The organism is Grimontia hollisae CIP 101886 (assembly GCF_000176515.1).
GTDB lineage: Bacteria > Pseudomonadota > Gammaproteobacteria > Enterobacterales > Vibrionaceae > Enterovibrio > Enterovibrio hollisae.
This window is the reverse complement of the sequence record NZ_ADAQ01000012.1, coordinates 204,335-226,661: the sequence shown is the minus strand read 5'-3', so window position 1 is coordinate 226,661 and position 22,327 is coordinate 204,335. Positions and strand designations below refer to the sequence as shown.

At 52.1% G+C, this 22,327-nt stretch carries 20 protein-coding genes; 11 read left to right on the top strand and 9 right to left on the bottom strand.

The window, feature by feature from the left end; genetic code table 11:
• Nucleotides 1-3 precede the first annotated feature (3 nt).
• The 7 genes from VHA_RS12145 to VHA_RS12115 all read right to left on the bottom strand — a co-directional run bounded on the left by VHA_RS12145 (nucleotide 4) and on the right by VHA_RS12115 (nucleotide 7,279).
• Nucleotides 4-693, bottom strand: coding sequence for an iron-containing redox enzyme family protein (locus VHA_RS12145; protein WP_005504718.1), 690 nt, complete (start codon nucleotides 691-693; stop codon nucleotides 4-6).
• Between the two features lie 31 nt (nucleotides 694-724).
• Nucleotides 725-2,230, bottom strand: a complete 1,506-nt coding sequence (locus VHA_RS12140) for an AMP-binding protein (RefSeq protein ID WP_005504714.1) — start codon at nucleotides 2,228-2,230, stop codon at nucleotides 725-727.
• A complete protein-coding gene (locus VHA_RS12135) occupies nucleotides 2,223-2,858 on the bottom strand; it encodes a thermostable hemolysin (RefSeq protein WP_040528855.1) in 636 nt (211 codons plus the stop codon). Before VHA_RS12135 ends, VHA_RS12140 begins: the two co-directional genes overlap by 8 nt.
• Before the next feature lie 174 nt (nucleotides 2,859-3,032).
• Nucleotides 3,033-4,070 (bottom strand): nuclear transport factor 2 family protein, encoded by a 1,038-nt coding sequence (locus tag VHA_RS12130; protein ID WP_005504710.1) that lies wholly within the window; start codon nucleotides 4,068-4,070, stop codon nucleotides 3,033-3,035.
• A gap of 3 nt (nucleotides 4,071-4,073) precedes the next feature.
• On the bottom strand, nucleotides 4,074-4,952 hold the full coding sequence (locus VHA_RS12125) for a carbohydrate ABC transporter permease (RefSeq protein WP_005504708.1): 879 nt from the start codon (nucleotides 4,950-4,952) through the stop codon (nucleotides 4,074-4,076).
• Between the two features lie 8 nt (nucleotides 4,953-4,960).
• Nucleotides 4,961-5,992 (bottom strand): carbohydrate ABC transporter permease, encoded by a 1,032-nt coding sequence (locus VHA_RS12120; protein WP_040528853.1) that lies wholly within the window; start codon nucleotides 5,990-5,992, stop codon nucleotides 4,961-4,963.
• A gap of 48 nt (nucleotides 5,993-6,040) precedes the next feature.
• Nucleotides 6,041-7,279, bottom strand: a complete 1,239-nt coding sequence (locus VHA_RS12115; RefSeq protein ID WP_005504705.1) for an ABC transporter substrate-binding protein — start codon at nucleotides 7,277-7,279, stop codon at nucleotides 6,041-6,043.
• Nucleotides 7,280-7,702: 423 nt separating this feature from the next.
• Between VHA_RS12115 and VHA_RS12110 the strand changes: the two genes are divergently transcribed.
• From VHA_RS12110 to VHA_RS12070, 9 genes are all read left to right on the top strand, one after another.
• Complete coding sequence (locus VHA_RS12110; RefSeq protein ID WP_005504704.1) at nucleotides 7,703-8,776, top strand: ABC transporter ATP-binding protein; 1,074 nt, start codon at nucleotides 7,703-7,705, stop codon at nucleotides 8,774-8,776.
• Between the two features lie 61 nt (nucleotides 8,777-8,837).
• The gene (hisD, locus tag VHA_RS12105; protein ID WP_005504703.1) at nucleotides 8,838-10,154 is read left to right on the top strand and encodes a histidinol dehydrogenase; all 1,317 of its coding nucleotides are present in this window, start codon (nucleotides 8,838-8,840) and stop codon (nucleotides 10,152-10,154) included.
• A 6-nt stretch (nucleotides 10,155-10,160) separates the two neighbouring features.
• Nucleotides 10,161-11,204, top strand: coding sequence for an ester cyclase (locus VHA_RS12100; RefSeq protein WP_005504702.1), 1,044 nt, complete (start codon nucleotides 10,161-10,163; stop codon nucleotides 11,202-11,204).
• Nucleotides 11,201-11,971, top strand: a complete 771-nt coding sequence (locus VHA_RS12095; RefSeq protein WP_005504690.1) for an SDR family NAD(P)-dependent oxidoreductase — start codon at nucleotides 11,201-11,203, stop codon at nucleotides 11,969-11,971. The genes VHA_RS12100 and VHA_RS12095 overlap by 4 nt, the downstream gene beginning before the upstream one ends.
• Nucleotides 11,971-12,990, top strand: coding sequence for a LacI family DNA-binding transcriptional regulator (locus VHA_RS12090; protein ID WP_005504688.1), 1,020 nt, complete (start codon nucleotides 11,971-11,973; stop codon nucleotides 12,988-12,990). The genes VHA_RS12095 and VHA_RS12090 overlap by 1 nt, the downstream gene beginning before the upstream one ends.
• Nucleotides 12,987-13,955 carry a nuclear transport factor 2 family protein gene (locus VHA_RS12085; RefSeq protein WP_005504687.1) on the top strand — a complete coding sequence of 323 codons (969 nt, stop codon included), beginning with the start codon at nucleotides 12,987-12,989 and terminating at the stop codon, nucleotides 13,953-13,955. The genes VHA_RS12090 and VHA_RS12085 overlap by 4 nt, the downstream gene beginning before the upstream one ends.
• Before the next feature lie 20 nt (nucleotides 13,956-13,975).
• Nucleotides 13,976-14,941, top strand: a complete 966-nt coding sequence (locus VHA_RS12080; RefSeq protein WP_005504686.1) for a cupin domain-containing protein — start codon at nucleotides 13,976-13,978, stop codon at nucleotides 14,939-14,941.
• Nucleotides 14,934-15,629: an alpha/beta fold hydrolase gene (locus VHA_RS12075; protein WP_005504685.1), complete on the top strand. Its 696-nt coding sequence runs from the start codon at nucleotides 14,934-14,936 to the stop codon at nucleotides 15,627-15,629. The genes VHA_RS12080 and VHA_RS12075 overlap by 8 nt, the downstream gene beginning before the upstream one ends.
• A complete protein-coding gene (locus VHA_RS12070; RefSeq protein ID WP_005504684.1) occupies nucleotides 15,629-16,324 on the top strand; it encodes an RraA family protein in 696 nt (231 codons plus the stop codon). The genes VHA_RS12075 and VHA_RS12070 overlap by 1 nt, the downstream gene beginning before the upstream one ends.
• Nucleotides 16,325-16,417: 93 nt before the next feature.
• On the opposite strand, the gene VHA_RS12065 is transcribed toward VHA_RS12070, so the two are convergent.
• Together VHA_RS12065 and VHA_RS12060 are read right to left on the bottom strand one after the other, a co-directional pair.
• Nucleotides 16,418-17,950, bottom strand: coding sequence for a bifunctional GNAT family N-acetyltransferase/carbon-nitrogen hydrolase family protein (locus VHA_RS12065; RefSeq protein WP_005504683.1), 1,533 nt, complete (start codon nucleotides 17,948-17,950; stop codon nucleotides 16,418-16,420).
• Between the two features lie 336 nt (nucleotides 17,951-18,286).
• Nucleotides 18,287-19,201 carry a DMT family transporter gene (locus VHA_RS12060; protein ID WP_005504682.1) on the bottom strand — a complete coding sequence of 305 codons (915 nt, stop codon included), beginning with the start codon at nucleotides 19,199-19,201 and terminating at the stop codon, nucleotides 18,287-18,289.
• 113 nt (nucleotides 19,202-19,314) lie between these two features.
• On the opposite strand from VHA_RS12060, the gene VHA_RS12055 reads away from it, so the two are divergent.
• Nucleotides 19,315-20,205, top strand: coding sequence for a LysR substrate-binding domain-containing protein (locus VHA_RS12055; RefSeq protein ID WP_005504680.1), 891 nt, complete (start codon nucleotides 19,315-19,317; stop codon nucleotides 20,203-20,205).
• Between the two features lie 252 nt (nucleotides 20,206-20,457).
• Nucleotides 20,458-21,930 (top strand): phospholipase D family protein, encoded by a 1,473-nt coding sequence (locus VHA_RS12050; protein ID WP_104439896.1) that lies wholly within the window; start codon nucleotides 20,458-20,460, stop codon nucleotides 21,928-21,930.
• Nucleotides 21,931-22,327: the final 397 nt, after the last annotated feature.

The window sequence follows — 22,327 nt, the reverse complement described above, 5'->3', positions numbered from 1 at the left end:
CTCCTACGCCGCCCGGACATTTTGCTGGATAGGTAACTCACGCAACATTTGGCCATAGAGCGCAAACACACGGTTTGCACTGTCAACAATCGCAGCTTGATCATCCGGGTCAGTGATTTTGTTCATCAGGGTTTCAAAGAATCCAATATGCTCAACATCCAATGTGCTGTGGGACGTGAGGTAAGTCATGGCAGAATCCGGCAATCCAAGCAGGCTTTTCACCCGTACCGCCATATCACCACCCACAGTGACACTGGTCCCTTCCAGCACCCAGACCATGCCGAAAAAGGCCATCGGGTTGCGGCGGTCAATCTGGTGGTATAGGTACGCCACCATCATTTCAATCGGGAGTCCAACGGATCCCTCCCCAGTGTTTGATCTCGCCAGCCCTGCATCAAAACCACACTGCTTGAGATCGCTGAGGATCCATTCGTGATGCCCCTTTTCCTCTTCGATGTATTCACCGATATCCTGGCGAAGCCATTCATACTTTTCAGGCAACCTGGCACCACACGCCATCAGCAAGGGCACAGTGTGCTTTACGTGGTGGTAGGCCTGAACCAAAAAAGCGGTGTAGGTATTCTTGCTCACATGTCCCTGACGGCAGGCGTCAAAAATAGGGGCTTGTAACATCGCTTCTCTGGCGTCGCGGGTTTGCAGTTCCAGCTGTTTAAAAAATTGTCCCTGAGTCATAGTCTGTTACCTTCTTTTTCTGTGTTCCTGTTTACTCAAAACAACTGGTCACACGGTTGTCACCTGTACCAGCGCGCACGTTTGTTGGGATGTACCTTGAAAATCGACGGGCAAACTCACCGCGTTTGGGACGCCCATTTTCCGTCAGCAATGCCGGTTGGAAATGAAATGGACGGGTAAAGATGAGATGACTGACCGCTGCATAATCGGGCAGCCTCGTATTGAGACTTTCCAGTTCCGATATCGCCGCCTCCGGGTTGTCGGTTGCGACAACAGCTGAGAGCGCGGCACACCCATCACCCAATATCACGATCTGGCGTAGGTGGGGGAAGGCCATGGCTTCCGCTTCAATCCATTCAGGGCTGATATTTCTGCCAAAAGCGGTAATAAGCAGGTTCTTTTTACGGCCGGTGATATAGAGAAACCCCTCATCATCGAGATACCCTAAATCGCCCGTATGTACGGCACCTGTCAGCGGCAATTCACCGAGATACCCAAGCATGGACGCACCGGAAACCATGATTTCTCCCTGACGTGAGATAGCAACCTGGCAATGCGGCAAAGGCTTACCCACACTACCCAGCCTTTGTTGCTCCGGCGTATTCATGCTCACCACCGAGCCACACTCAGAAAGACCATATCCCTCGTATATGGGAAGCCCCAGCTGCCTGGCGGAAGTGAGCAGGGCTTGCGGTACTTTGGCACCGCCGACTGCAATAAACTTGAGTGAGGAAAGACAACCCGGTGAACGCTTCGCCAGTGCTACCAACGCAAGGAGCAGCGCAGGTGTAACAACGAGACTCTCCGCCTGATACGTGCTGACTGCGGCAGCAAAGCGTTCTGGCTCAAACTGGCTGGAGCCGTGTAGCCCGACATCCTCGCCACTCAGCACGATGGACTGCACGCCAAGATACAAAGGCACGTAAAGTCCGGTAATGTTTTCAAGTAAAGTGGTCAGCGGTAGCGCGACAAGGTGCTTTGAAGGGATGCTGTCTGCAGACTGGCCTTCAAGACAAAAAGAGGATGCCAGAGATGCTGTCACTGCATTCAGCAACCCGGCTGACAAAGCAACGCCTTTAGGGGTTCCCGTCGAGCCGGACGTAAAAGTGATTTTTGCCGCCCCCCCATGCAATCTACGCGATGACTGAGGCGGTAAAAAATAACAGGGAAGTCCCGCCAGTTCGTGACGGGGAACAACGTCCGGCTTGCCCCTGTGCCCAATCCACACTTCGGCACCTGATACCGCCAGCAGGTGAGCCTGCTGAGCACTTGAGAAAAACGTCGGAACAGGCACGACTGTCACACCGGCAAGCATCGCCGCAAGATCGATCTTCGCCCAGGCGAGACTGTTTTCCGCATAAAGCGCAATACATGTCACTCCCCATGATGTCAGTGTGTTGCTGAGACGTTCAATGTCCTGCCACAATGACGCGTAGGTCACTTCGACGCCTTTCCCGTCCGCGCTCCGGCCAATCAAGGCGATGCGATCTGGCGTGTTTTGCGCATAGTGCTGGATTCGTTGTAGTACGCTATCCATGCGTGCCTCCGTTTTTTCTCCTCTGGCCCGGAACAGCCGCAGATTGATTCAGCAATCTCGAGAGCTGCGTGGCTCCCCCAACAAGGTTGCCGGCAGAGACATGAGGCAGGAAGGAGTAGTAGCTTCCCCAGAGACTTGCCGCATTCTCAACCCGGCAGGCATCTGCTCGTTGTAAGGTCACAGGCTGAAGCCCAAAACGGTGCATCAGCGCTTGCAGCGGGCCGGTGGCGGTGAAAATACCCCATTGGTAGCCACAAGAGACCAGATATTGCGAAAGATGTGCAAACAAGGTGAGAGAGACGCCACGGGAGAATGACGCCAGTTGCCCAAATTCAATCACCGCATCACGGGGGATGACAGTGCCAAATTGCTGGGAAAGTACCGTTTCAGCAGGAGAGTCAAGATATTGTTCTAGAAACAGGGGCCCCGAATCTGCGGTGCGAAAACCACAGACAGAAAGAAGCGCTCCATCACTGTCAAGGATGCAGGCAAATGTCGGCATAAAGACCAACAGGGTGGCATCAAACGCCAGAGCATAACGTTCCCTGACATAGTGTTCGACATGTTCCCGGAGGGGATGATGCTCCCCCACGAGTACAAACTCAGTTCCATTCATAGCCTTGTTCATCGCGCTTACCCCAAATATCAGCGTTATAAACAGGCTATGGGAGTTGTCTTAAGAGACACTTAAGACGTGGAATTTTTTTGTTTCCCCAATAACTCCGGGAGTGCATAGAAAAGCTATTTTGAACGGCACAACCCCGCGCACATACCGATCAGCCAGCGTAAGACGACAGTCGCGTCAATAACACCGGTTCGACAGGTTGCTTTGGGTATCTGCACTCAACTGGCGGTTCCTCGCCAGGATATCGACGCCTTGCTGGTAAAAAAAATAGAGTAAATCGATAAACACCCAGTTTTCAGCAAGCTTATCACCATCACGACGATAGATATCAACGACACGCATATCGTAATACTTATCGCTGGCGGCCATGCCCATAAACCCACCCGATGGCTTCAGGCTAAGGTTTGGCCAACCAAAAAAGCCACCAAAGTGCCCTTCAGCAAACTTGCAGACGTGGCCGTTGAAAATACGATCTGAAAAACTAGCTCTGAAAATACCGGAATGTTGCTTGGCGTAGCGCTCAATAGTATAGCTGGCACCGATCCCCGTCGGCCCCCACCAAATCATGTCATCATGCCAGGCAAGCGCCAGCTCTTCTTCAAGGCTTAAGGTGTTATCCCAGTTACCCAAATCCGCCATCATCCTGTTGATAGCTGTCAGCGTTTTTTCTCCTTCCAACGCTGGCTGAGTATTTTTCAACAGGCCATCATGGGTCATTGGGCCGGGCTGCACCAGCTGGGCACCACTTTGTGGTGGAAACGGGTTCACACCTGCCTGTACCATCACTCCGGGGATATCAGCAAAGAACGCAGAGTGTGCAATGTGGCCATCAACCACCTGGGTAAACTCACAGTATCGCAGAAAAGCCATCCGCCCGGTTTTGGGTATGCCGAGCCAGTTTTGGTCAAACAACCCCATCAGGTGGCCCATCGACACCACCCAGATACTGCCATCCTGTTCCAGACTGTTTTGCCCTGCCATAAAAATATCCTGACGGCGCTGGACGGCACGAAAGGAGGCTTTCAGTGGTTGCCAAAGTGTGTTGATCACCTCATCTGACCCCGCCATTTCATTGAAAGGATGGCAGCCCCGAAAACGGTATTCTGACGAACAATATTGTTCGAAAACCGCTGCCAGCTGGTCTTCCCCGGCTGCGTCCAGCGTCTGGTAAAACGACCACACGAGGTCTTTCGCCCGTTGTACATCTGATGACATCACTTATCCTTTTACCGCGCCGGCAGTCAGGCCTGACACAATTTGCTTTTGGAAGAAAAGAACCAGAAAGAACAACGGAACCATCGCAGAAACCACCGCTGCCACAGCAAACATCACATTGCCTTCCACCTGAGTTGTGCCGAGGAAGCTTGCGATCTTCGGCACCATGGTTTGGTTTTCCTGGCTGAGCAACATGCCGGTAACGGCAAAGTCGTTGTAGGCCAGCAGGAAGCTGAAAAGTCCTGTGGTGATCACGCCCGGCCACATCACAGGAATGATCACATGCCGAAAAGCCTGAAAGCGGGTACAACCATCCACCATCGCACTCTCGTCCATATCTTTGGGAATGTTGAGGAAAAACGAATGCAGCATCCAGAGTGTGAAAGGCTGGTTGATAGCAACCAGCACAATGACGGTAGTGCCCAGATGCCCCCACAGGTTCCATTCAAAAAATGGCAGCATATAGCCAGACACTAAGGTGATATGAGGCATGGCACGGAGCACCAGTGCAATCATCAGAATCCACAATGAATAGCGGAAACCTGAACGCGCCAGCGCATATCCTCCTAACGTGCCAATGGCTAAAGAGATAACCACTACCGAAAACACCATCAAAAATGTATTGATGGCAGCCAGCCAGAAATCCTGCTCAATCCAGGCACCGTAATAGCCCTGTCCAGTGAACTCACTGCCGGTTTCCAATACGGTTTTTACACCGTAAATGGCGTTCATCCAGTCTGATTTTGAAAAGAAATCCGCCTGTACCTTGAAAGAGCCCCAGGCCGTCCACAAAAACGGGCCTGCGGCTATCAACAGCCAGACAACCACAAAAGCAATAGAGGCTGTTTTCAGCCAGACAGGCTTGTTTCGCGCTTTTCCCATCATGCCCCCTAGGCTGATTTTCGGTTGAAATCACGCCAGGTTCGCATGAACACCGGCATTAGAAGCACAGCCACGCCAAGAATGGTGAGCATGGACGTGGATGCAGCAGAACCGAACAACGGTGAGTCGGTGCCACGTAGATCGTTATAAATAAGCCAACTGAGCGAGGTAGCGTGCGCTTCGGCGGCAAAACCGACAATCGGTTCAAACACCCGGAAGTTATCCATCATCTGCATCAGTGCCACGAAGGTCACCAGCGGCGCCATATGAGGGATCACCACATAGCGGGTGGTTTCCCAACGCGATGCCCCATCTATCATTGAAGCCTCGAGAGTGTCTGTCGGCACCGTTTGCAGCCCGGCATAAAACACAATGAAAGAGAAAGGTATCGATGACCAAATGCCATAGATAAAGATCGTCAACCAAGTAAGCGTCGGGGAGGCTTTCAGCGAAAGGTTGTCATCATTAAACCAGACCTGCAGCGTGGCCCCAATCACCCCATCGGCATCTATCATCCAAAACAGGATGAGTGAGCCAATCAAAGGCGTCACAATCATGGGTAACAGGGACAGGAAAATGGTGGGGCCTTTCACCAGCCTCGGCAATGCATTCACACAAAGGGCGACCACCATCCCCAACACAATCACCAGCGGGGTGACAATAAAGGTATATGCCAATGTAAAAACCAACGCTTTGTAGAAAGGCAGGTTCATTACCCGATCGAAAAACGCCCCCACAGAAGACGTCGTCTTCCATGCTTGCCCCAGTTCTTCAAACGCCAGATGACTGCGGTTGGTGTAAGTATCCGCACCGTTAAAACGGCCCAATGGTTCCTCTTCGCGAAGCTTTTCTGTCGCTTCGCGATCTACGGCCACAGTGGTGGTACAGCCAAATGGCCCACAGTTTTCCGTTTCCAATACGACCTGCTCGTGTTCGACATACAGCGATTGTACGAACACAGAAACGATTGGCAGCGCGATGAGTAAAAACATGACCAGCAGCGATGGCCACATAAATGAAATAAATGTGCGATGTGGCATGAACTCCACCTAAATTCTGTTGGCCCCGAATCCGTCCGGGCCGGGATATCAGAGAAAACCCTGTTCGCGGGCTGACGTTATATAAGCAGCTTCTGCATCCCTGAGCGCCTGTTCTGCAGATTCTTTCCCTAGCAGGAAATCTGAAAGTTCAGCGCCCACTGCGGAGTGCAATAGCCCCATATAAGGCACCATGGGATAGGCGTTGGCTTGTTTTTTCACCGTCGTCATCACCCCCATCGCAGACGCGTTGGGTTCATACCCTTCAATCAACCACACAGCTTTTTCCTGATTGTCTTGCACCATCTCCCTGGAAATCGCATGGGTCATCACTTTGAATGTTGCTTCGATATCCTGCGGGGAGAGATTTTTGGCGATAGTCCAGCCGTCCCACCAAAGAGTTGCCCCCGGTGCACCACCATCAGAATACCCAGGCGTGCTGGTCAGCACGGTATTGGCAACAATGTCCGGGCTCGCGCCTTCGTCATCAAGAATGGCAGTGCTTCGCGACCCCCACATTAAGGCCAATGCCACTTTGCCGTCTTCCCAAAGCGCCTGTGTGCTGTTGGAATCAAACGTCAGAAAGTCGGGGTTGGAGAGCTCTGTCAGGGCTTTCAGGGTGTGGAGCGCTTTCAATCCATTGGCATTGTTGAGGTTGGGGACAGCACTGCCCGGCTGGAAGAAACGCTCCCCGGTAGCACTGAAAATGTTGATGAACTCCTCCCCCAGATTCCAGCCAGGTTTGGTGTTTAAAGCAACCGGGTATTTCATCAGCCCTGCCGCCTGTATTTTCTTGCCAGCGGCAATCATATCGTCAAAGGTTTCTGGCGGTGCAACACCGGCTTGTTCAAGGATGTCTTTCCGGTAGAAAAGGTGTTGCGAGTTTGCCATAAATGCTACCGCCATCACCTTGCCATCCACCTTGATAAGCTGGGATGGCTGCAACTGCTGGCCATATTTTTCAACCAAATCATCGAGGGGTCGGATCAAACCCTCGTTCAGCAACGGGACGATTGAGCTGGTCGACACTATCGCGGTCGAATATTTAGCCGGATTGGCCTTCAGCGCCGCGCTCTGTAACTCTCGGTGATCTTTGGTCTGGTTTTTAGTCACCACCAGCGTGTCTGTCGCACAGCGCTCTGCCATCGCCGCAACGGCATGCAGCGCAGGAAAATCATTCGACAATATGTTGACTGTCCCTTCCCCGGCATTACAGCCACCGTTGGCGATTGCCTGATGGGTAACAGCGAGCAGTCCCGCTATGGCAATTCCTTTCACGCTGCAATTCATGTCGCTCTCCTGCTTTTTCGATACACGATGTTTCAATACACGATACCAATCACCATCATTCCGCACCGATGATTACTTCGCCGAGCGTAAAATCAGATAAAAATAAATACGCATGCAAAAGAAGGTTTGTAGGATTATTCAAATTTTGCAAGAAATTATTTTATTTAGAATCGCATGAAAAACAGACAAAGAAAAATCGTTACAACTCTTTGAAAATTAAAAATATAAATAAATATTCTATATTTTTCATTAGGTTATAAATCAATGAAATAACTGATATTCTTATTATTGAGAATTAACAGTACGTAAATTTATTTATGTGACGGCACTCAAACATCGTCATTTTCCATATTCTAAATCCCATATTTCTCTGCTTATTTTGAATACGTACCCATTCGATCCTTTTCAATGCGGAGAGCAATCATGGCTGAAGTACAGTTACGCCATATCGACAAACGCTGGGGCAATTTTGTTGGCGTAAAAAATTTTGACTTGACCATTCCTGACAAGGAATTTCTGGTGCTGCTTGGCCCTTCTGGCTGCGGTAAAACCACGACCATGCGCATGATTGCCGGGCTGGAGGAAGCCACCAGCGGGGAGATCCTGATTGACGGGAAAGTGGTCAATGATCTTGAACCCAAAGATCGGGACGTCGCCATGGTGTTCCAAAGCTACGCCCTCTATCCCAACATGAGTGTGTACGAAAACATCCGCTTCCCGCTCAAAGTCCGCAACGTTGACCCTGCTACCCATGATGAAAAGGTTATGCGCGCTGCGGAGATGGTTGAACTGACACCTTTCCTCCATCGGCGACCTGCCGAATTGTCTGGGGGCCAGCGCCAGCGCGTCGCACTGGCACGGGCCATTGTCAGGGAACCGAATGTATTTTTAATGGATGAGCCGCTTTCAAATCTGGATGCCAAACTTCGGGTGTCTACCCGCGCCCAAATTAAAAACCTGTCCCACGAACTTCAAATCACCACTATCTACGTCACCCATGACCAGATAGAGGCCATGACACTGGCAGATCGCGTGGTGGTTATGAGCGCCGGCAATGTGCAGCAAGTCGGCACCCCGACAGAAATCTATAACTCCCCAGCCAATACTTTCGTTGCGGGCTTTATTGGATCCCCGGCGATGAACCTGATGAAAGGCACTCTCCAGCACGGTGTCTTTACTGCGGAAAACGTCATCATTACTGGGTTGGCTCCCCATTTTTCTGGCGAGGTTACGCTGGGGTTTCGTGCTGAAGATGCCGTCGTCACCAACAATGGCGAAGCAATCAGCGGCATCAACGCCAAGGTTTTCGCTATCGAGCTGTTGGGTGAAGCCACGATGATCACCGTGAAAGTCGGTAATGAGCTCGTGGCAATCAAAGCCGGTAAAGAGTACGCCACAGACATCGGGCAGCCATTCTCAGCCACTATCCATGCTGCCAGTTGCCACCTGTTTGATGCTGATACAGGTGAACGTATTCCGCCCGTGGAGACGAGATAAATGCCATCCCCCTTCTCCCGTTACTTCACGCGCCTACACTATCGCCGTTAGAGGACAAATCATGACAGTCAGGTACCTAAAGACCGGAAAGCCGGCATCAGATAGAGAAAGCGATAACGCAAAAGTCGTCCAGATAGTCACTGACACCCTGAGGAAAATCGAACAGCACGGTGATGCGGCGGTGCGTGAGCTGGCCGTCACGTTTGATAACTATGCTCCCGAATCCTTTCTGCTCTCGCGGGAAGATATCGATGCACTGATTGCCAAGGTCTCGCCCGAAGATATGGAAGATATCCGCTTTGCCAATGAGCAGGTGACAAACTTCGCCAGGGTACAGCTTGCCTCAATGCAAAATGTGGAAGTGGAAACCCTGCCGGGGGTGATCCTTGGGCATAAAAATATCCCGGTGCAAAGCGTCGGCTGTTACGTACCGGGTGGAAAATTTCCGATGGTAGCTTCAGCGCACATGTCGGTTGCGACAGCCAAAGTCGCCGGGGTGCCTCGCATTATTGCCTGTACACCGCCGTTTAACGGAGAGCCCAATCCAGCCGTTGTGGCTGCAATGCATTTGGGCGGGGCTGATGAAATCTATGTACTCGGTGGCATTCAGGCCGTCGGCGCTATGGCGCTGGGGACAGAAACCATTGATCCGGTCCATCTGTTGGTTGGTCCGGGCAACGCCTTCGTGGCAGAAGCGAAACGCCAGCTTTTCGGACGGGTGGGGATCGATCTCTTTGCTGGTCCTACTGAAACCATGGTCATCGCTGACGACACCGTAGATGCAGAAATGTGCGCGACAGATCTTCTCGGTCAGGCAGAGCACGGCTATAACTCACCGGCGGCACTGGTCACAAACAGTGAAAAGCTGGCTCGCGAAACACTGGCTGAAATCGACCGTCTGCTGGCTATCCTGCCGACTGCAGATACCGCAGGTGCAAGCTGGCGCGATTACGGAGAAATCATTCTCTGTGACACCTATAAAGAGATGCTTGCCGTTTCAGAGGAAAAAGCCTTTGAGCATGTGCAGGTCATGACCGACCGTGACGACTGGTTTCTCGACAGCATGACCTGTTATGGTGGTCTTTTCCTTGGTCCCCGAACCAATGTCTCCAACGGCGATAAAGTGATTGGAACCAACCACACCCTGCCAACACAAAAAGCCGGCCGGTACACGGGTGGTCTTTGGGTCGGCAAATACCTGAAAACTCACAGCTACCAGAAGATCCTGACCGATGAAGCAGCAACGCTCATCGGTGAATATGGCTCCCGCCTGTGTATGCTCGAAGGATTTGTCGGCCACGCCGAGCAGTGCAATATCCGCGTCCGCCGCTACGGCAACAAAGACGTGCCCTATGGCACGGCGGCACCACGGGGATAAACAGTAATGACGGACGTTTTTGAGGCATTCACCCACTGGCGCACCAGCCAGCGACGGGTCGATATTGGCGGCTTAAAAAAAGCGGCCGATACACTGTTTGACGACGACGCCATTGTCCATATGTGTCACCCTTTTGGTGACATAAAAGGCGCAGACAGATGGATAGACCAAAGCTACCAACCCCTGCTGCAGGCCATGCCGGATTTGGAGCGCAGGGACACAATCGTTATTCATGGTCGTGACCAGAACGGATTGTCCTGGATAGGCTGTTGTGGCCACTACTGTGGCACGTTTCTCAACCCGCTTTTGGATATTCCCCCAACCGGACACTTCACCCACATGCGCTTCCACGAATTTTATCAGGTGTCCGGCAACCGCATCATTCAGGTACAGGCCATCTGGGACTGGGTAGAAGTGATGATGCAGGCCAACGCCTGGCCCATGGCGCCCTCTCTGGGGCGGGAAGGTCTGGTGCCCGGACCGGCAACCTGCGACGGCATCAACACGCTTTCTGCCGAAGCGGACGACGATGCTGAAACCAACACCCAACTCGTGCTCGATATGCTGACACATTTAATGCGCCACCCCGCACAGGGAGGCCCTGAGGTCATGCAGCTACCTGACTACTGGCACCATGACATGACCTGGTATGGCCCGGCTGGTATCGGTACCTGCCGGGGGCTTACCGGCTTTCGCCATTGGCACCAGATTCCATTTCTCAATGCAATGCCAGACCGGGGAAAACAGCACAGTGACAACGACTGGCATCTCTTCGCACAGAAAAATTATGTTGCCGTGACTGGCTGGCCAAACATGCGCCAGACTCTCACGGCTGACGGTTGGCTCGGTATCGCGCCATCAGGGAAAGCCATCACTTTGCGTAGCCTTGATTTCTGGCGGGTGGAAGAAGGCAAAATCGCAGAGAACTGGGTGTTGGTCGACCTTTTGGATGTGTACAACCAGCTGGGGGTGGATGTTTTTGGCAGACTGAGGGAATTCAACAAAGCCAGACCATGCTGCCCCGTGGCGCTCCCAAGGGAAGAATTATGACCATAACACTGCCAACGACCCCATCTTTTGATTTGACAGGAAAACGGGCTCTGGTCACCGGTGCCTCCTCCGGGATTGGCCTTGCCTGTGCCACAGCGCTTGCCAGAGCCGGTGCCCACGTCACACTGGTCGCACGCCGGGCCGGACAGCTTGACGCCCTTGGGCAGGCGTTTGCCCGTGAAGGGCTGGATGCCGACACCTTACCACTGGATATCACAAATCTGCCCGCCCTCGAGCGGGAAATCACTGTCAGGGATCCGTTTGATATTGTGGTGAACTCCGCCGGTCTCGCCAGACATTCTCCCGCAGTAGAAACCCTCGTAGAAGATTACGATCAGGTGTTTTCCCTCAACGTAAAAGCCGCTTACTTCCTGTTCCAATATGTTGCCAGAAAACTGATTGAAGCAGGCAAGCCAGGCAGCCTGATTTCTATCTCCAGCCAAATGGCCCACGTCGGCGGTATTGATCGTGCAGTGTATTGCGCCAGCAAACATGCAGTTGAAGGGTTTACCAAAGCCATGGCGATTGAGTGGGGCAAACACAATATCCGGGTGAACACGCTATGCCCAACGTTCATTAAAACCGACCTGACAGCCGTCACCTTCAACGATCCGGAAAAGCGCGCCTGGATTGAACGTCACATCAAACTTAACCGGGTCGGTGAGGTGGAAGATTTGATGGGGGCTGTGGTTTACCTCGCCTCCGCCGCATCCGCTATGGTTACGGGCACTTCGCTCAAGGTTGATGGAGGCTGGACAGCAGAATAATGGCCAACGAAAAAGTCACTTCAACCGATGTCGCCAAGCGCGCCGGCGTAAGCCAATCCGCTGTCAGCCGGGTATTTACGCCGGGCAGATCGGCCTCAAAGAAAACCATTGAGAAGGTCAGAAAAGCCGCTGAAGAACTGGGCTACCGGCCAAACGTGCTGGCACGCGCCATGGCGTCCGGCAAAAGCCGGGTCATTGGGCTGGTGGTTGCCTACCTTAACAACCAGTTTTATCCCGATGCACTGGAAAAGCTATCAACCCAGCTTCAAGAGCAGGGCTACCACGTGCTGGTTTTTATGGCCAACAACATCGACAGTGTTATCGATGACGTGATTGAAGAGATCCTCGACTATCAGGTCGACGGCATTATCGCTGCCTCCGTGGAATTGTCGTCTGAACTGGCGGCACGCTGCCGGTCTGTTGGCGTGCCTATTGTGCTTTTTAACCGATCACAACAGGGCGATGACTTCTCTTGCGTCACCTCAGATAACTTCAGGGGTGGCATCGAAGCGGCTGAGTTTCTTGTTGCAGGAGGTCACCGCAAAATCAGCTATATCGCCGGGCTTGATTGTACCTCAACCCAAAGAGACCGGGAAATCGGGTTCCGGGCAGGTCTGCAACAGGCAGGAATGACACTGCACTCACGGGGAGAAGGCATGTTTGACATGGACAAAGCACGGGATGCCACACGAAGAATGTTCAGTGACGATCCCCCTGATGCGCTCTTTGTCGCCAATGATCATATGGCCCTCGCCGTGATGGATACCCTCCGTTTTGAACTCGGGCTCCGTGTTCCAGAAGATGTTTCTGTTGTCGGCTTTGACAATGTTTCTGCCGCGGCATGGCCAGCCTATAACCTCACAACCCTCGCACAGCGCGCCGACATTATGGTGAGCGAAACTGTCAGGATCCTGTTGCAACAGATCAATCATGAAAACGACGCGCCACAGAAAGTCGCCATTGGATCGCCACTGGTTATCCGCACGTCCGCCAGAATTCCCAGAGGATGGAAATCATGAAAGGTTTTGACCCCAAATTCGCCGACTTTCCTGATTATATTCTCGGGATTACCCGGGAGATCTGGGAAGGCCGGAACCTTGCCTCCCTGCATGATTATTATGCCGAAAATATTGTTGTCCGCACGCCTGCCGGGGTGTCTGTCGGCAACCAGGATGTGATAGCCCAAACCGCCGCAGTTTTAAATGAATTGCCGGATCGGAGCCTGCTGGGAGAAGACGTCATCTGGTGCGGTACGCCCGACACGGGGATGCTGTCCTCCCACCGTATTCTCTCCGAAGCCACACACCGGGGAGATGGCCAGTTTGGCAAGGCCAGCGGCAACGCATTGCGTTATCGGATCATTGCTGACTGCCATGCGATCAATAACCAAATCAACGACGAATGGCTGATCCGGGATCTGGGTGCCATCGTGCGTCAGCTCGGGCAGGATCCCAAGCAGTTTGCCTTGCAGCAAATTGCTGAGCAAGGCGGGCCTGAACACTGCGCTCACCCCTTCACGCCTGCGTGCGACAAACCGGGCCCCTATCTTGGCACCGGCAATGACAACGCGTGGGGACAGCGCTATGCCAATGTATTGTCCCGGGTGATGAACGCGGAGTTTTCCTGCATTCCCAACGAGTATGACCGAGCCTGTCAGGCAGAATATCCCGGCGGCGTTACCGTAAACGCTTGGCCCGCTATCGACCGCTTCTGGATGGGGCTTCGCGCCAGCTTCCCCAATGCCACATTCAGTATCCAACACCAGATTGGACGCGAAGACCCGCTGATGCCGCCACGCGCCGCCATTCGTTTTTCGTTGCACGGCAAACATGATGGCTGGGGAGCATTTGGCCAGCCAACGGGAGCCGATGTCTATGTCATGGGGGCCGCCCACGTCGAATTTGGCCCATACGGTATCAGGCGTGAATTCGTGTTGTTTGATGAAACAGCCATCTGGAAACAGATCGCACTACACACCGGTTAATTTTTCACAAGGAGTGAGCAATGAAACAACCTCAATGGGTGAGATTTGGTGAGCTGATCCCGTGCCGTACTGCATTTATCGACGCTCACACCCCCGGATCGTCAGAAAAAGAAAATTTCACCATTATCGGTGGTGGCGTATCAGAAAGCCCAGACCAGCATGTACATATCACAGCCACACCGGGCTTCAACATTGGGGCAGCAGGCCAGCCTCCCCGCTGTTTTAACTCACTCCATTCACACAACACAGCAGAAGTTTTTTTTGTTCTCAAAGGACGCTGGCGTTTCTTCTGGGGAGAAACCGGAGAAGATGGGGAAGTGGTACTGCAAGAAGGTGATATTTTCAATATTCCCACTCGTCTGTTCCGTGGATTTGAAAACATTGGCAGCGATTACGGCATGATCATGTCGATATTGGGCGGCGATGATGCCGGAGGCGGCGTCGTCTGGGCGCCGCACGTTCGCAAGGCCGCGCAGATTCACGGTTTGGTACTGGGGGAAACGGGCAGGCTTTACGACACCAAACAAGGTGAATCCCTGCCAGACGGCGAGCAGGAAATGCCACTTCCGGAAAAAGCGTGGCTGGAGACGCTCCTGCGTCCCGATGCCACCACCGTAGTAAAGCACTTTGTCGCCCGCTATTGGGACATGATGGCTATGGCCACGAAAAGTCCGGTCAGGGTAATTGGCGAACAGGGCCTGTTGGTGGATAAACCGGGATTTGATGTCGATTTTATTGGCCGTCAGTCTGTCGGAGAAAAAAGACTGAATGCTGAAAAAGACGTGGTATTGATGATCATGCGCGGGCACTGGGCAGTGAGCTGGCAAGGCAGGACAGAAATCTTCAATCCCGGCGACACTGTGTGGCTGCCACAAGGCACGGAATACACCCTGCAAGTCACAGTCTCCGGAGAAGCGAGCCTGTTCCGGGTCACCAAGACAGATGACCCTGCGGGGCTTACCTGGATGGGAAACAGCCATGAATGAGCCCCTGGTTCTGTTGCCGGGTATGATGTGCGATCAGCGCCTGTTTACACACCAGACAGCCGCATTGAGGAATGATCGCGATGTGATCGTCATGGATACTTGCGGACACAACAGCATGGCGGCGCTTGCTAAGGACATATTGCTAAAGGCCCCAGCGCAATTTGCACTGGGAGGGCTTTCCATGGGTGGAATTCTTGCTATGGAGGTTTTTCGCCAGGCTCCAGCCCGTGTTACACGGTTAGCCCTGATGGACACCAATCCAAAAGCGGAAAATGACGACGTAAAAGCAAGCAGGCAAACCCACCTGGAGCGCACGGCCAATGGCGATATGCTGGGAGTGATGCGTGACGTAATGATCCCGAATTACATCCACCGGGACATCCCCCGCCCCGACATTGAAGCACTGTGTCTGTCGATGGCAAGCGATCTCGGTGAAACCTGTTTTATCAACCAATCCCTTGCCCTTCGTAACCGCCCTGACCAACAGGAGACCCTGAAACACGTCAGGATCCCAACCATGATTTTGATGGGGGAAGACGACCAGCTATGCCCCCGGGACCGGCACGATACAATGAAGTCGCTCATTCCCCACGCAGACTTGATCATCATTCCTTTTGCCGGTCATTTACCCACACTTGAACAACCGGAGGCAACCACGCACGCCCTTAGTGCCTGGTTGAAACGTTAATGGATAAACAACTTTACAAACTGTTATTAAGCATCGACACGCCCACTGTCTGCAATGCCATAGAAGTGGCGCAAGGACAACGCGGGTTTGACCAGTTCACGCGTGGCACCCTGCAGGCTTCTGATCCTACAGCCAACGCGATAGTGGGTTACGCCAAAACCGCCCAGATTGCGGCCATCAAACCCTCAGCTTTACCGCCGGATGAAGTTAAGGCTCTCCGTATGCAGTACTACAAATACATGTCACAAGGGCCTCACCCTTCAGTCACCGTGATTGAGGATTTGGACTACCCGGATGCCGTTGGTGCTTACTGGGGCGGGATCAATACCCATGTTCATAAAGGGTTTGGTATCTCTGGGGCACTGACAAACGGCGTGATGCGTGATTTAGGCGATCTGCCGGAAGGCTTTCCGGTACTGGCAGGGTCTATCGGGCCCAGCCATGCGTTTGTGCATGTTGAATCCATCGCAACACCGGTCACTGTGTTTGGTTTAACCATTCACGAAGGCGATCTGATCCACGCAGACAGACATGGCGCTGTGATCATTCCAACTGACATCATCCCAAAACTGGAAAACGCCATTCAACGCGTCATACATAACGAACAGATCGTGTTGCAGGCAGCCAAAGAGGACGATTTTGATTTCGAGCGCTTTGAGCAAGCCTGGGCTGAGTTCGAGCGCGTCAGAACCTGACTTTCCTTGCAAGGAAAGCCAGCGGCCCACCTTTACCACGCATTTTTCGTGATAAAAGTGGGCCACATTGAACAGGGAACAGGCGCCGTGGGCTTATTCCCCCGGCTCAGTAAAACCACCGTATAAATCAAGGCGACGGTGGCGAAGGTTGGTTACCGACCCTTCGGTGTTCAGCTGTTTAAGCTTGGTGAGGTCAACGTCGGCAAAGATGATCATTTCGGTGTTGGCGTTGGCTTCCGTTAAGGTGGCGTCGTGCGGGAAATAGATGTCTGACGGCGAGAAAACCGCCGACTGCGCATATTGGATATCCACGTTGTCGACCCGTGGAAGGTTACCGACACTGCCACCAATGGCCACATAGCATTCATTTTCAATGGCCCTTGCCTGCGAGCAAAGGCGAACGCGCTGGTAACCGTTTTTGGTGTCGGTCCAGAATGGCACGAAAATGATCTGAACCCCTTTCTCGGCCAGCATACGGCCCAGCTCTGGAAACTCACTGTCATAACAGATGAGGATCCCCACCCGTCCTGCGTCGGTGTCGAATACCTCAACATGGTTGCCACCATCAATCACCCAGTCTTTTTCTTCATGCGGGGTGATATGGATTTTGTACTGGGCGTTGACAGAGCCATCCCGCTGCAACAGGTAGGAAACGTTGTAGAGCTTATCCTCCTCGATAACGGGCACACTGCCGGCAATAATGTTGATGTTGTATGTCAGTGCCAGCTGGGAGAACCGCTTTTTAATCTCTTCACTGAAACCGGCGAGAAAACGGATCGCTTCCACCGAGTTCTGGTCATTTTTGAGTCCCATCAACGGGGCATTAAAGAACTCAGGGAACAGGGCAAAATCAGCTTTATAGTTTGACAGTGAGGAGACAAAAAACTCCGCCTGATCCAGAAAGTCTTCCAGATCGCGCATGGCGCGCATTTGCCACTGGACAACACCTATCCGCACCAAGGTCTTCTCTACGTCATGGACAGAATGGATGTCTTCCTCGTAAAAGAAATTGTCCCACTCCAGCAAGGTGGCATAACCATTGGAGGCGCTGTCTTCGGGAAGATACCCACGCATGATGCGCTTCACATCAAAATCATTCGCCAACTGAAAGGAGAGGATAGGATCGTGCAGCTCCCGGCGTTTCACTTTGTCGATGTATTCCGCCACCGTAAGCTCACCGGCATGCTGGTGGAAATTGGGGATACGCCCCCCGGCGAGAATCGCTTTGTAGTTGTGGGTGCGGCAAAGCTCTTTGCGCGCATCATAGAGTCGCCTGCCAAGACGGAGCCCGCGGTAATCGGGGTGGACAAACACATCCAGCCCGTACATGGCGTCCCCGGTAACCTGGTTTTGAATAACGTTGTTTTCATCGATGATGTCAGAATAGAGATGAGGCAGGGAAAAGCGGTTGTAATCAACTTTGATGGTCAAAGCGGCTCCGACAATTTTTCCGTTGTCTTCAATGCAGATTTGCCCGTCCGGGAACTGATGAATCAGATCCATAATGGTCATTCTCGGCCACGAGCCGCCAACATCATGAAAAACCAGATCCATCAGTTCCGCCAATTCGTCATAATCGGTTGGCTCTATGGTTCTGAGTGACAGTATGGGGGTGCTGTTGTCCATTCGGGTTATCCATTACCACGTATTGGTGAAACCTTGAGCATGCCACAAGTTCCATCCTCAGGAAAACCCAAAGCGATAACCTGTCAGAAACATCGAGCTTTCAGTTTTATTGGCATGAACAGTGGAGAAAAAGTGGACAGCACGACAATAAGAATAAACCTGCACGACCAGAATTAAACTAACTGATTGATATTAATATTTTTTCTTATGATAAACATTTTAAGCTAAACCGAGGAGCAGTCTTTTGATTTCGGGGGTTATTTACGGCACACAATAAAAACGCTCTCCTGCAAAGCATCAGGAGAGCGTGTGGTAGCAGGTGATATTTTGGGGCTGTTACGCTGGCTCAACAGCGTCTTCCTGCACGTTTGCCAGCGCAGCCGCTTTCTCCGCCTTACGGGATTTGTGTTTCTCACGGCCCGCCAGCCACAGCAGGGGCACCACAATCAACGTTGTACCGACAACCATGAGCATGTCCGGCACCTCACCAAAAAAGACCAGCCCAACCGCTACGGCACACACCAGACCGCTGTACTCTGCACTGGCAATCTTATTGCTTTCCGCAGCGCGATAAGCAATTACGCAAGTCGCGGCATACACCAGAATAAAGGCGGTCGAGCCAGCGGCGCGCCAAAATAAATCCAGGCTGAAAGGCATCCCTTCGTACAACGCCAGGGCAAAGGCCACAGGAATACCTATCAGGTTATGCAACAGCAAGGTTTGCGGTACGGTCTGAACCCGTGGGATTTTTGGGATCAACAAGTTGTTGACCGCCAAGGTTACCGCCACTATCAGCGCCGACATCGCCGCCCAGTTAAATTCCGTCGGGCGCACCAGAATAAGCACACCGACAAACCCCACTACCGCCGCCAAAATGGACGATGCAGAGAGCTTTTCACGCAAAAAGATCGCAGCCAATGGAAGCATGATCAAGGGAGCTGCATAAAAGATCGCATTGGCGGTCGCCAGTGGCATAGTAGTCAGCGCCACAATGGCAAAAAACACGCCCAACAGCCAGATATGCGCGCGCAGTGCATGCCATTTAAGCCCTAGCGTCAGGTTTTTCGCCGGTGCTGTTAAACAAAAAGGAAGCAAGATAAGCACAGCAGATACCTGGCGAAACAGCGCAAACTGGAACAGTGCACCGTCAGGGCCGCCCTCCATTGTTTTTACCAACGCATCAGAAAACGTGGCGCTGAGATTCCCGATCACCAATAGGGTCATCGCGATCCCGACAGAAATGTTGCGCATACTCACGACCTCCCTCTTGAAAAAAGCTACATAGCTCACAGAACTCTCATGGTAGCGACACATTTCCATGACGTATAATGATGATTATTAGTTATTCATGAGTTTTTTAGATAGTGAAGCTTCCCCCACTGCGCGCAGTACACTACTTTGAGGCGACCGCCCGGCTGAACAGCTTTTCACGAGCCGCAGAATCGCTGAATGTGACGCAAAGTGCTGTCAGCCACCAAATCCGAGTATTGGAAGATTTTCTGGGGGAATCCTTGTTTGAACGACAGGGCCGCAATCTGCATCTGACGGCGGTTGGTCAACGTTATTATGACGATATCAGTGAACCCTTGCAGGCCATTGCCCGTGCCAGCCTGCAAGTTCGGGAAGGGGTCGCAGGGAACCTTCGCCTGGCGGTATTCAGTTCACTGGCGGTGAAATGGCTGATGCCGCAACTGTCAGACTTTCGTGACAAGCATCCGGAGATTGACCTCTCGCTGGAGATGTACGCTCACCAGCCGGATCTTTCAGACAAGATGGGCGATTGTTTTATCACTGACTTTGCGCCGGGAAGAAACTACCAATACGATCTTTTGTATAACGAGTACATTTACCCGGTATGCAGCACCAAAATATGGCAACAAATTAAAGATAAACCTTTACCAGACGCCTTCTGGGAATACCCGTTGTTATCGGTCAGGTCACTGATGGAAAATGACTGGGATCAGTGGTGTAAAGCCGGAGGATTTACCCTGCCACGTGATGTAAAAATCCACACCTTCAGCCATATGCTACTGGCGACGGAAGCCGCACGCTATTCCCACGGTATCACCCTTTTGAATCACTATTTCATGAACGAAATTGACCGTGAACAACTCGTCCGCATCCCTCTTCATGAGATCCCAACCGGTGACAGCCTCTATTTTGTGTATAAAAAGCACCGCGCCAGACAACCGGAAATCCTGAAACTTGGCCGCTGGCTGCAACAAATCGCAGCAGCAGATGAAGCGGCATTCTGACATATCAGCCCTTCCCATTGTGCAGGCAAGAAAACGTTGTCACATTCTGAAACAGGCAGTTATCCCCAGACAATTAGTTATATGCATCTAAACTGAAACATGCATTAATGCCTCATACTGCTTTATAGTGGTTAACCAGAACACTCATAAACGTATTGAGCGCACCCAAGGGGGCAATTTGTGCAACGAGTTGAAAAGGATGTCATATTGAAACTGGTTCATTTCGCACTGCTGTTTGGCAGCATTGGTTTAATGTCATGCAGTGATTCCCCCAAAAACCTGGCCGAGTCCAAACACGCGAGCTACCAACTCGGTTATCAGGCAAGCTCCCCCCTTGCAACCTATTTTGAACGCCTGCGCAAAGAGGGGAACCATGAGGCGTTGACCGGATTTCACTCACTCGGTAGTGGTGATGATGCGCTGTTGGCACGCATCGCTTTGATTGAAAACGCCACACATACACTGGACTTGCAGTACTATATTTTCGGTGATGATGAAACCAGCCAAATCGTGACATGGCGTCTGTACGAAGCCGCGCAGCGTGGTGTCCGGGTACGGTTGCTGCTGGATGATATGCAGCGCAGAGATGATACGGTGATGGCCCGCCTCAGCATGCATCCCAATATCGAAATTCGCCTCTTCAATCCCCACCTGCTCAGAATATCCCGTCCGCTTTCTTTCCTTTACAGTTTTTCACGCCTGAACCACCGTATGCACAATAAATCCATTACGGCAGACGGCGTAGCGGCTATCGTGGGTGGCAGGAACATTGGCAATGAATATTTTTCGTTCGCTAACCACGTCGAGTTTGGTGACTTTGATCTTTTGCTCTTTGGGCCAGTGGTGACACAAACTGCCTCTCAGTTTGATTTGTACTGGAACAGCGAACACACGGTGCCTGTCAACGCACTGGTCTCTCTATCAGACAAAGAGCGTCAGGCTCCACTCTCCACCCTCTTCGATACTGAGGCGTTGGCAGTCCCCTTTAAAAATGGCGATTACGACATCACCCAGCTTGCCCTGTTTGAACACCTCAAACAGGGCACATTGACCCTTCACTGGGGAAACGCCACGCTCTGGTTTGATTTGCCGGAAAAGGTAGACACCCGCAAAAGTGACCTGACAGCAAAACTGGTGAACCACCTTGTAAAAGCGAATGATTCCATCGTGTTAGTCTCCCCATACTTTGTTCCCACGAAAGCGGGTACACAAGCCCTGATAGACGCTGCAAGGCGAGGGGTAGATATCACCATTGTGACCAATAGTCTGGCATCAAACGATGTCTTCGCTGTACATGGATGGTATGCCAAATACCGCAAAAAACTGTTGGAAAGTGGTATCACGCTGTGGGAGATGAAAGCCAGCGCCGAGCTCAAACGACAATGGAGTTTAATCGGCAGCAAACGCGCCAGCTTGCATGCAAAGTTTATCGCGATTGATAACACAGACATCATCGTGGGCTCAATGAACTGGGATCCCCGCTCAGTAAACCTCAACACAGAGATGGCCGTTGTAATAGAGACGCCAGAGTACTCCGCACAAGTTGTCGACAGGTTAAATGCTTTATTGCCTGGTGGCGCATTCAACGTTGAGCTGCAAAACAGTGAGCTGGTTTGGCGTGACTCCGCGACAGGCAGCGTCTACGACAGTGAACCCGAAGCCAGCATTTGGAAACGGATGGGTGCATGGCTTGCCGGTATTTTGCCTATAGAAGGGTTGCTTTAGGGGGAGAGGAATGAAGCCTCATACCAAAGCAGCATAGAGGCCTATGTGCTGTTCTAAAGGCGGTGCGTGACCCATACCCATAGCGTAAACACCAACAGCTGTTGAGCTTACAAGGGCTTGGCTTGCAGCGCATGTGATCCCCTATTCCCTGCATTTCTGGTCATTGACATACTTTGCAGTGATGTTGTTTGAGGAGCGTCGAGATAAACCATTCATGCGGACGCCCTGCGGCACAATCGTACCATGCGATACAACAGTTGGGTGAGCAAACACCTGTTCGAGCCCATCGGGGCAGTATAAAATTATGCGAAAAAATGGTTGTTTAACGTCTTTCAAAAGCAGTGAAAAAAGGAGGATGATCTCGACACGAAAAATACATTTACATTCTGAGAGACAG

Bases quoted from the DNA above. Each gene is read 5' to 3' on its own strand.
- hisD (WP_005504703.1), top strand. From the start codon at position 8,838: ATGACAGTCAGGTACCTAAAGACCGGAAAGCCGGCATCAGATAGAGAA.
- VHA_RS12080 (WP_005504686.1), top strand. From the start codon at position 13,976: ATGAAACAACCTCAATGGGTGAGATTTGGTGAGCTGATCCCGTGCCGT.
- VHA_RS12050 (WP_104439896.1), top strand. From the start codon at position 20,458: ATGTCATGCAGTGATTCCCCCAAAAACCTGGCCGAGTCCAAACACGCG.
- VHA_RS12070 (WP_005504684.1), top strand. From the start codon at position 15,629: ATGGATAAACAACTTTACAAACTGTTATTAAGCATCGACACGCCCACT.
- VHA_RS12100 (WP_005504702.1), top strand. From the start codon at position 10,161: ATGACGGACGTTTTTGAGGCATTCACCCACTGGCGCACCAGCCAGCGA.
- VHA_RS12095 (WP_005504690.1), top strand. From the start codon at position 11,201: ATGACCATAACACTGCCAACGACCCCATCTTTTGATTTGACAGGAAAA.
- VHA_RS12130 (WP_005504710.1), bottom strand. From the start codon at position 4,070: ATGTCATCAGATGTACAACGGGCGAAAGACCTCGTGTGGTCGTTTTAC.
- VHA_RS12065 (WP_005504683.1), bottom strand. From the start codon at position 17,950: ATGGACAACAGCACCCCCATACTGTCACTCAGAACCATAGAGCCAACC.
- VHA_RS12085 (WP_005504687.1), top strand. From the start codon at position 12,987: ATGAAAGGTTTTGACCCCAAATTCGCCGACTTTCCTGATTATATTCTC.
- VHA_RS12120 (WP_040528853.1), bottom strand. From the start codon at position 5,992: ATGCCACATCGCACATTTATTTCATTTATGTGGCCATCGCTGCTGGTC.
- VHA_RS12135 (WP_040528855.1), bottom strand. From the start codon at position 2,858: ATGAACAAGGCTATGAATGGAACTGAGTTTGTACTCGTGGGGGAGCAT.
- VHA_RS12115 (WP_005504705.1), bottom strand. From the start codon at position 7,279: ATGAATTGCAGCGTGAAAGGAATTGCCATAGCGGGACTGCTCGCTGTT.
- VHA_RS12060 (WP_005504682.1), bottom strand. From the start codon at position 19,201: ATGCGCAACATTTCTGTCGGGATCGCGATGACCCTATTGGTGATCGGG.
- VHA_RS12145 (WP_005504718.1), bottom strand. From the start codon at position 693: ATGACTCAGGGACAATTTTTTAAACAGCTGGAACTGCAAACCCGCGAC.
- VHA_RS12125 (WP_005504708.1), bottom strand. From the start codon at position 4,952: ATGGGAAAAGCGCGAAACAAGCCTGTCTGGCTGAAAACAGCCTCTATT.
- VHA_RS12140 (WP_005504714.1), bottom strand. From the start codon at position 2,230: ATGGATAGCGTACTACAACGAATCCAGCACTATGCGCAAAACACGCCA.
- VHA_RS12075 (WP_005504685.1), top strand. From the start codon at position 14,934: ATGAATGAGCCCCTGGTTCTGTTGCCGGGTATGATGTGCGATCAGCGC.
- VHA_RS12090 (WP_005504688.1), top strand. From the start codon at position 11,971: ATGGCCAACGAAAAAGTCACTTCAACCGATGTCGCCAAGCGCGCCGGC.
- VHA_RS12110 (WP_005504704.1), top strand. From the start codon at position 7,703: ATGGCTGAAGTACAGTTACGCCATATCGACAAACGCTGGGGCAATTTT.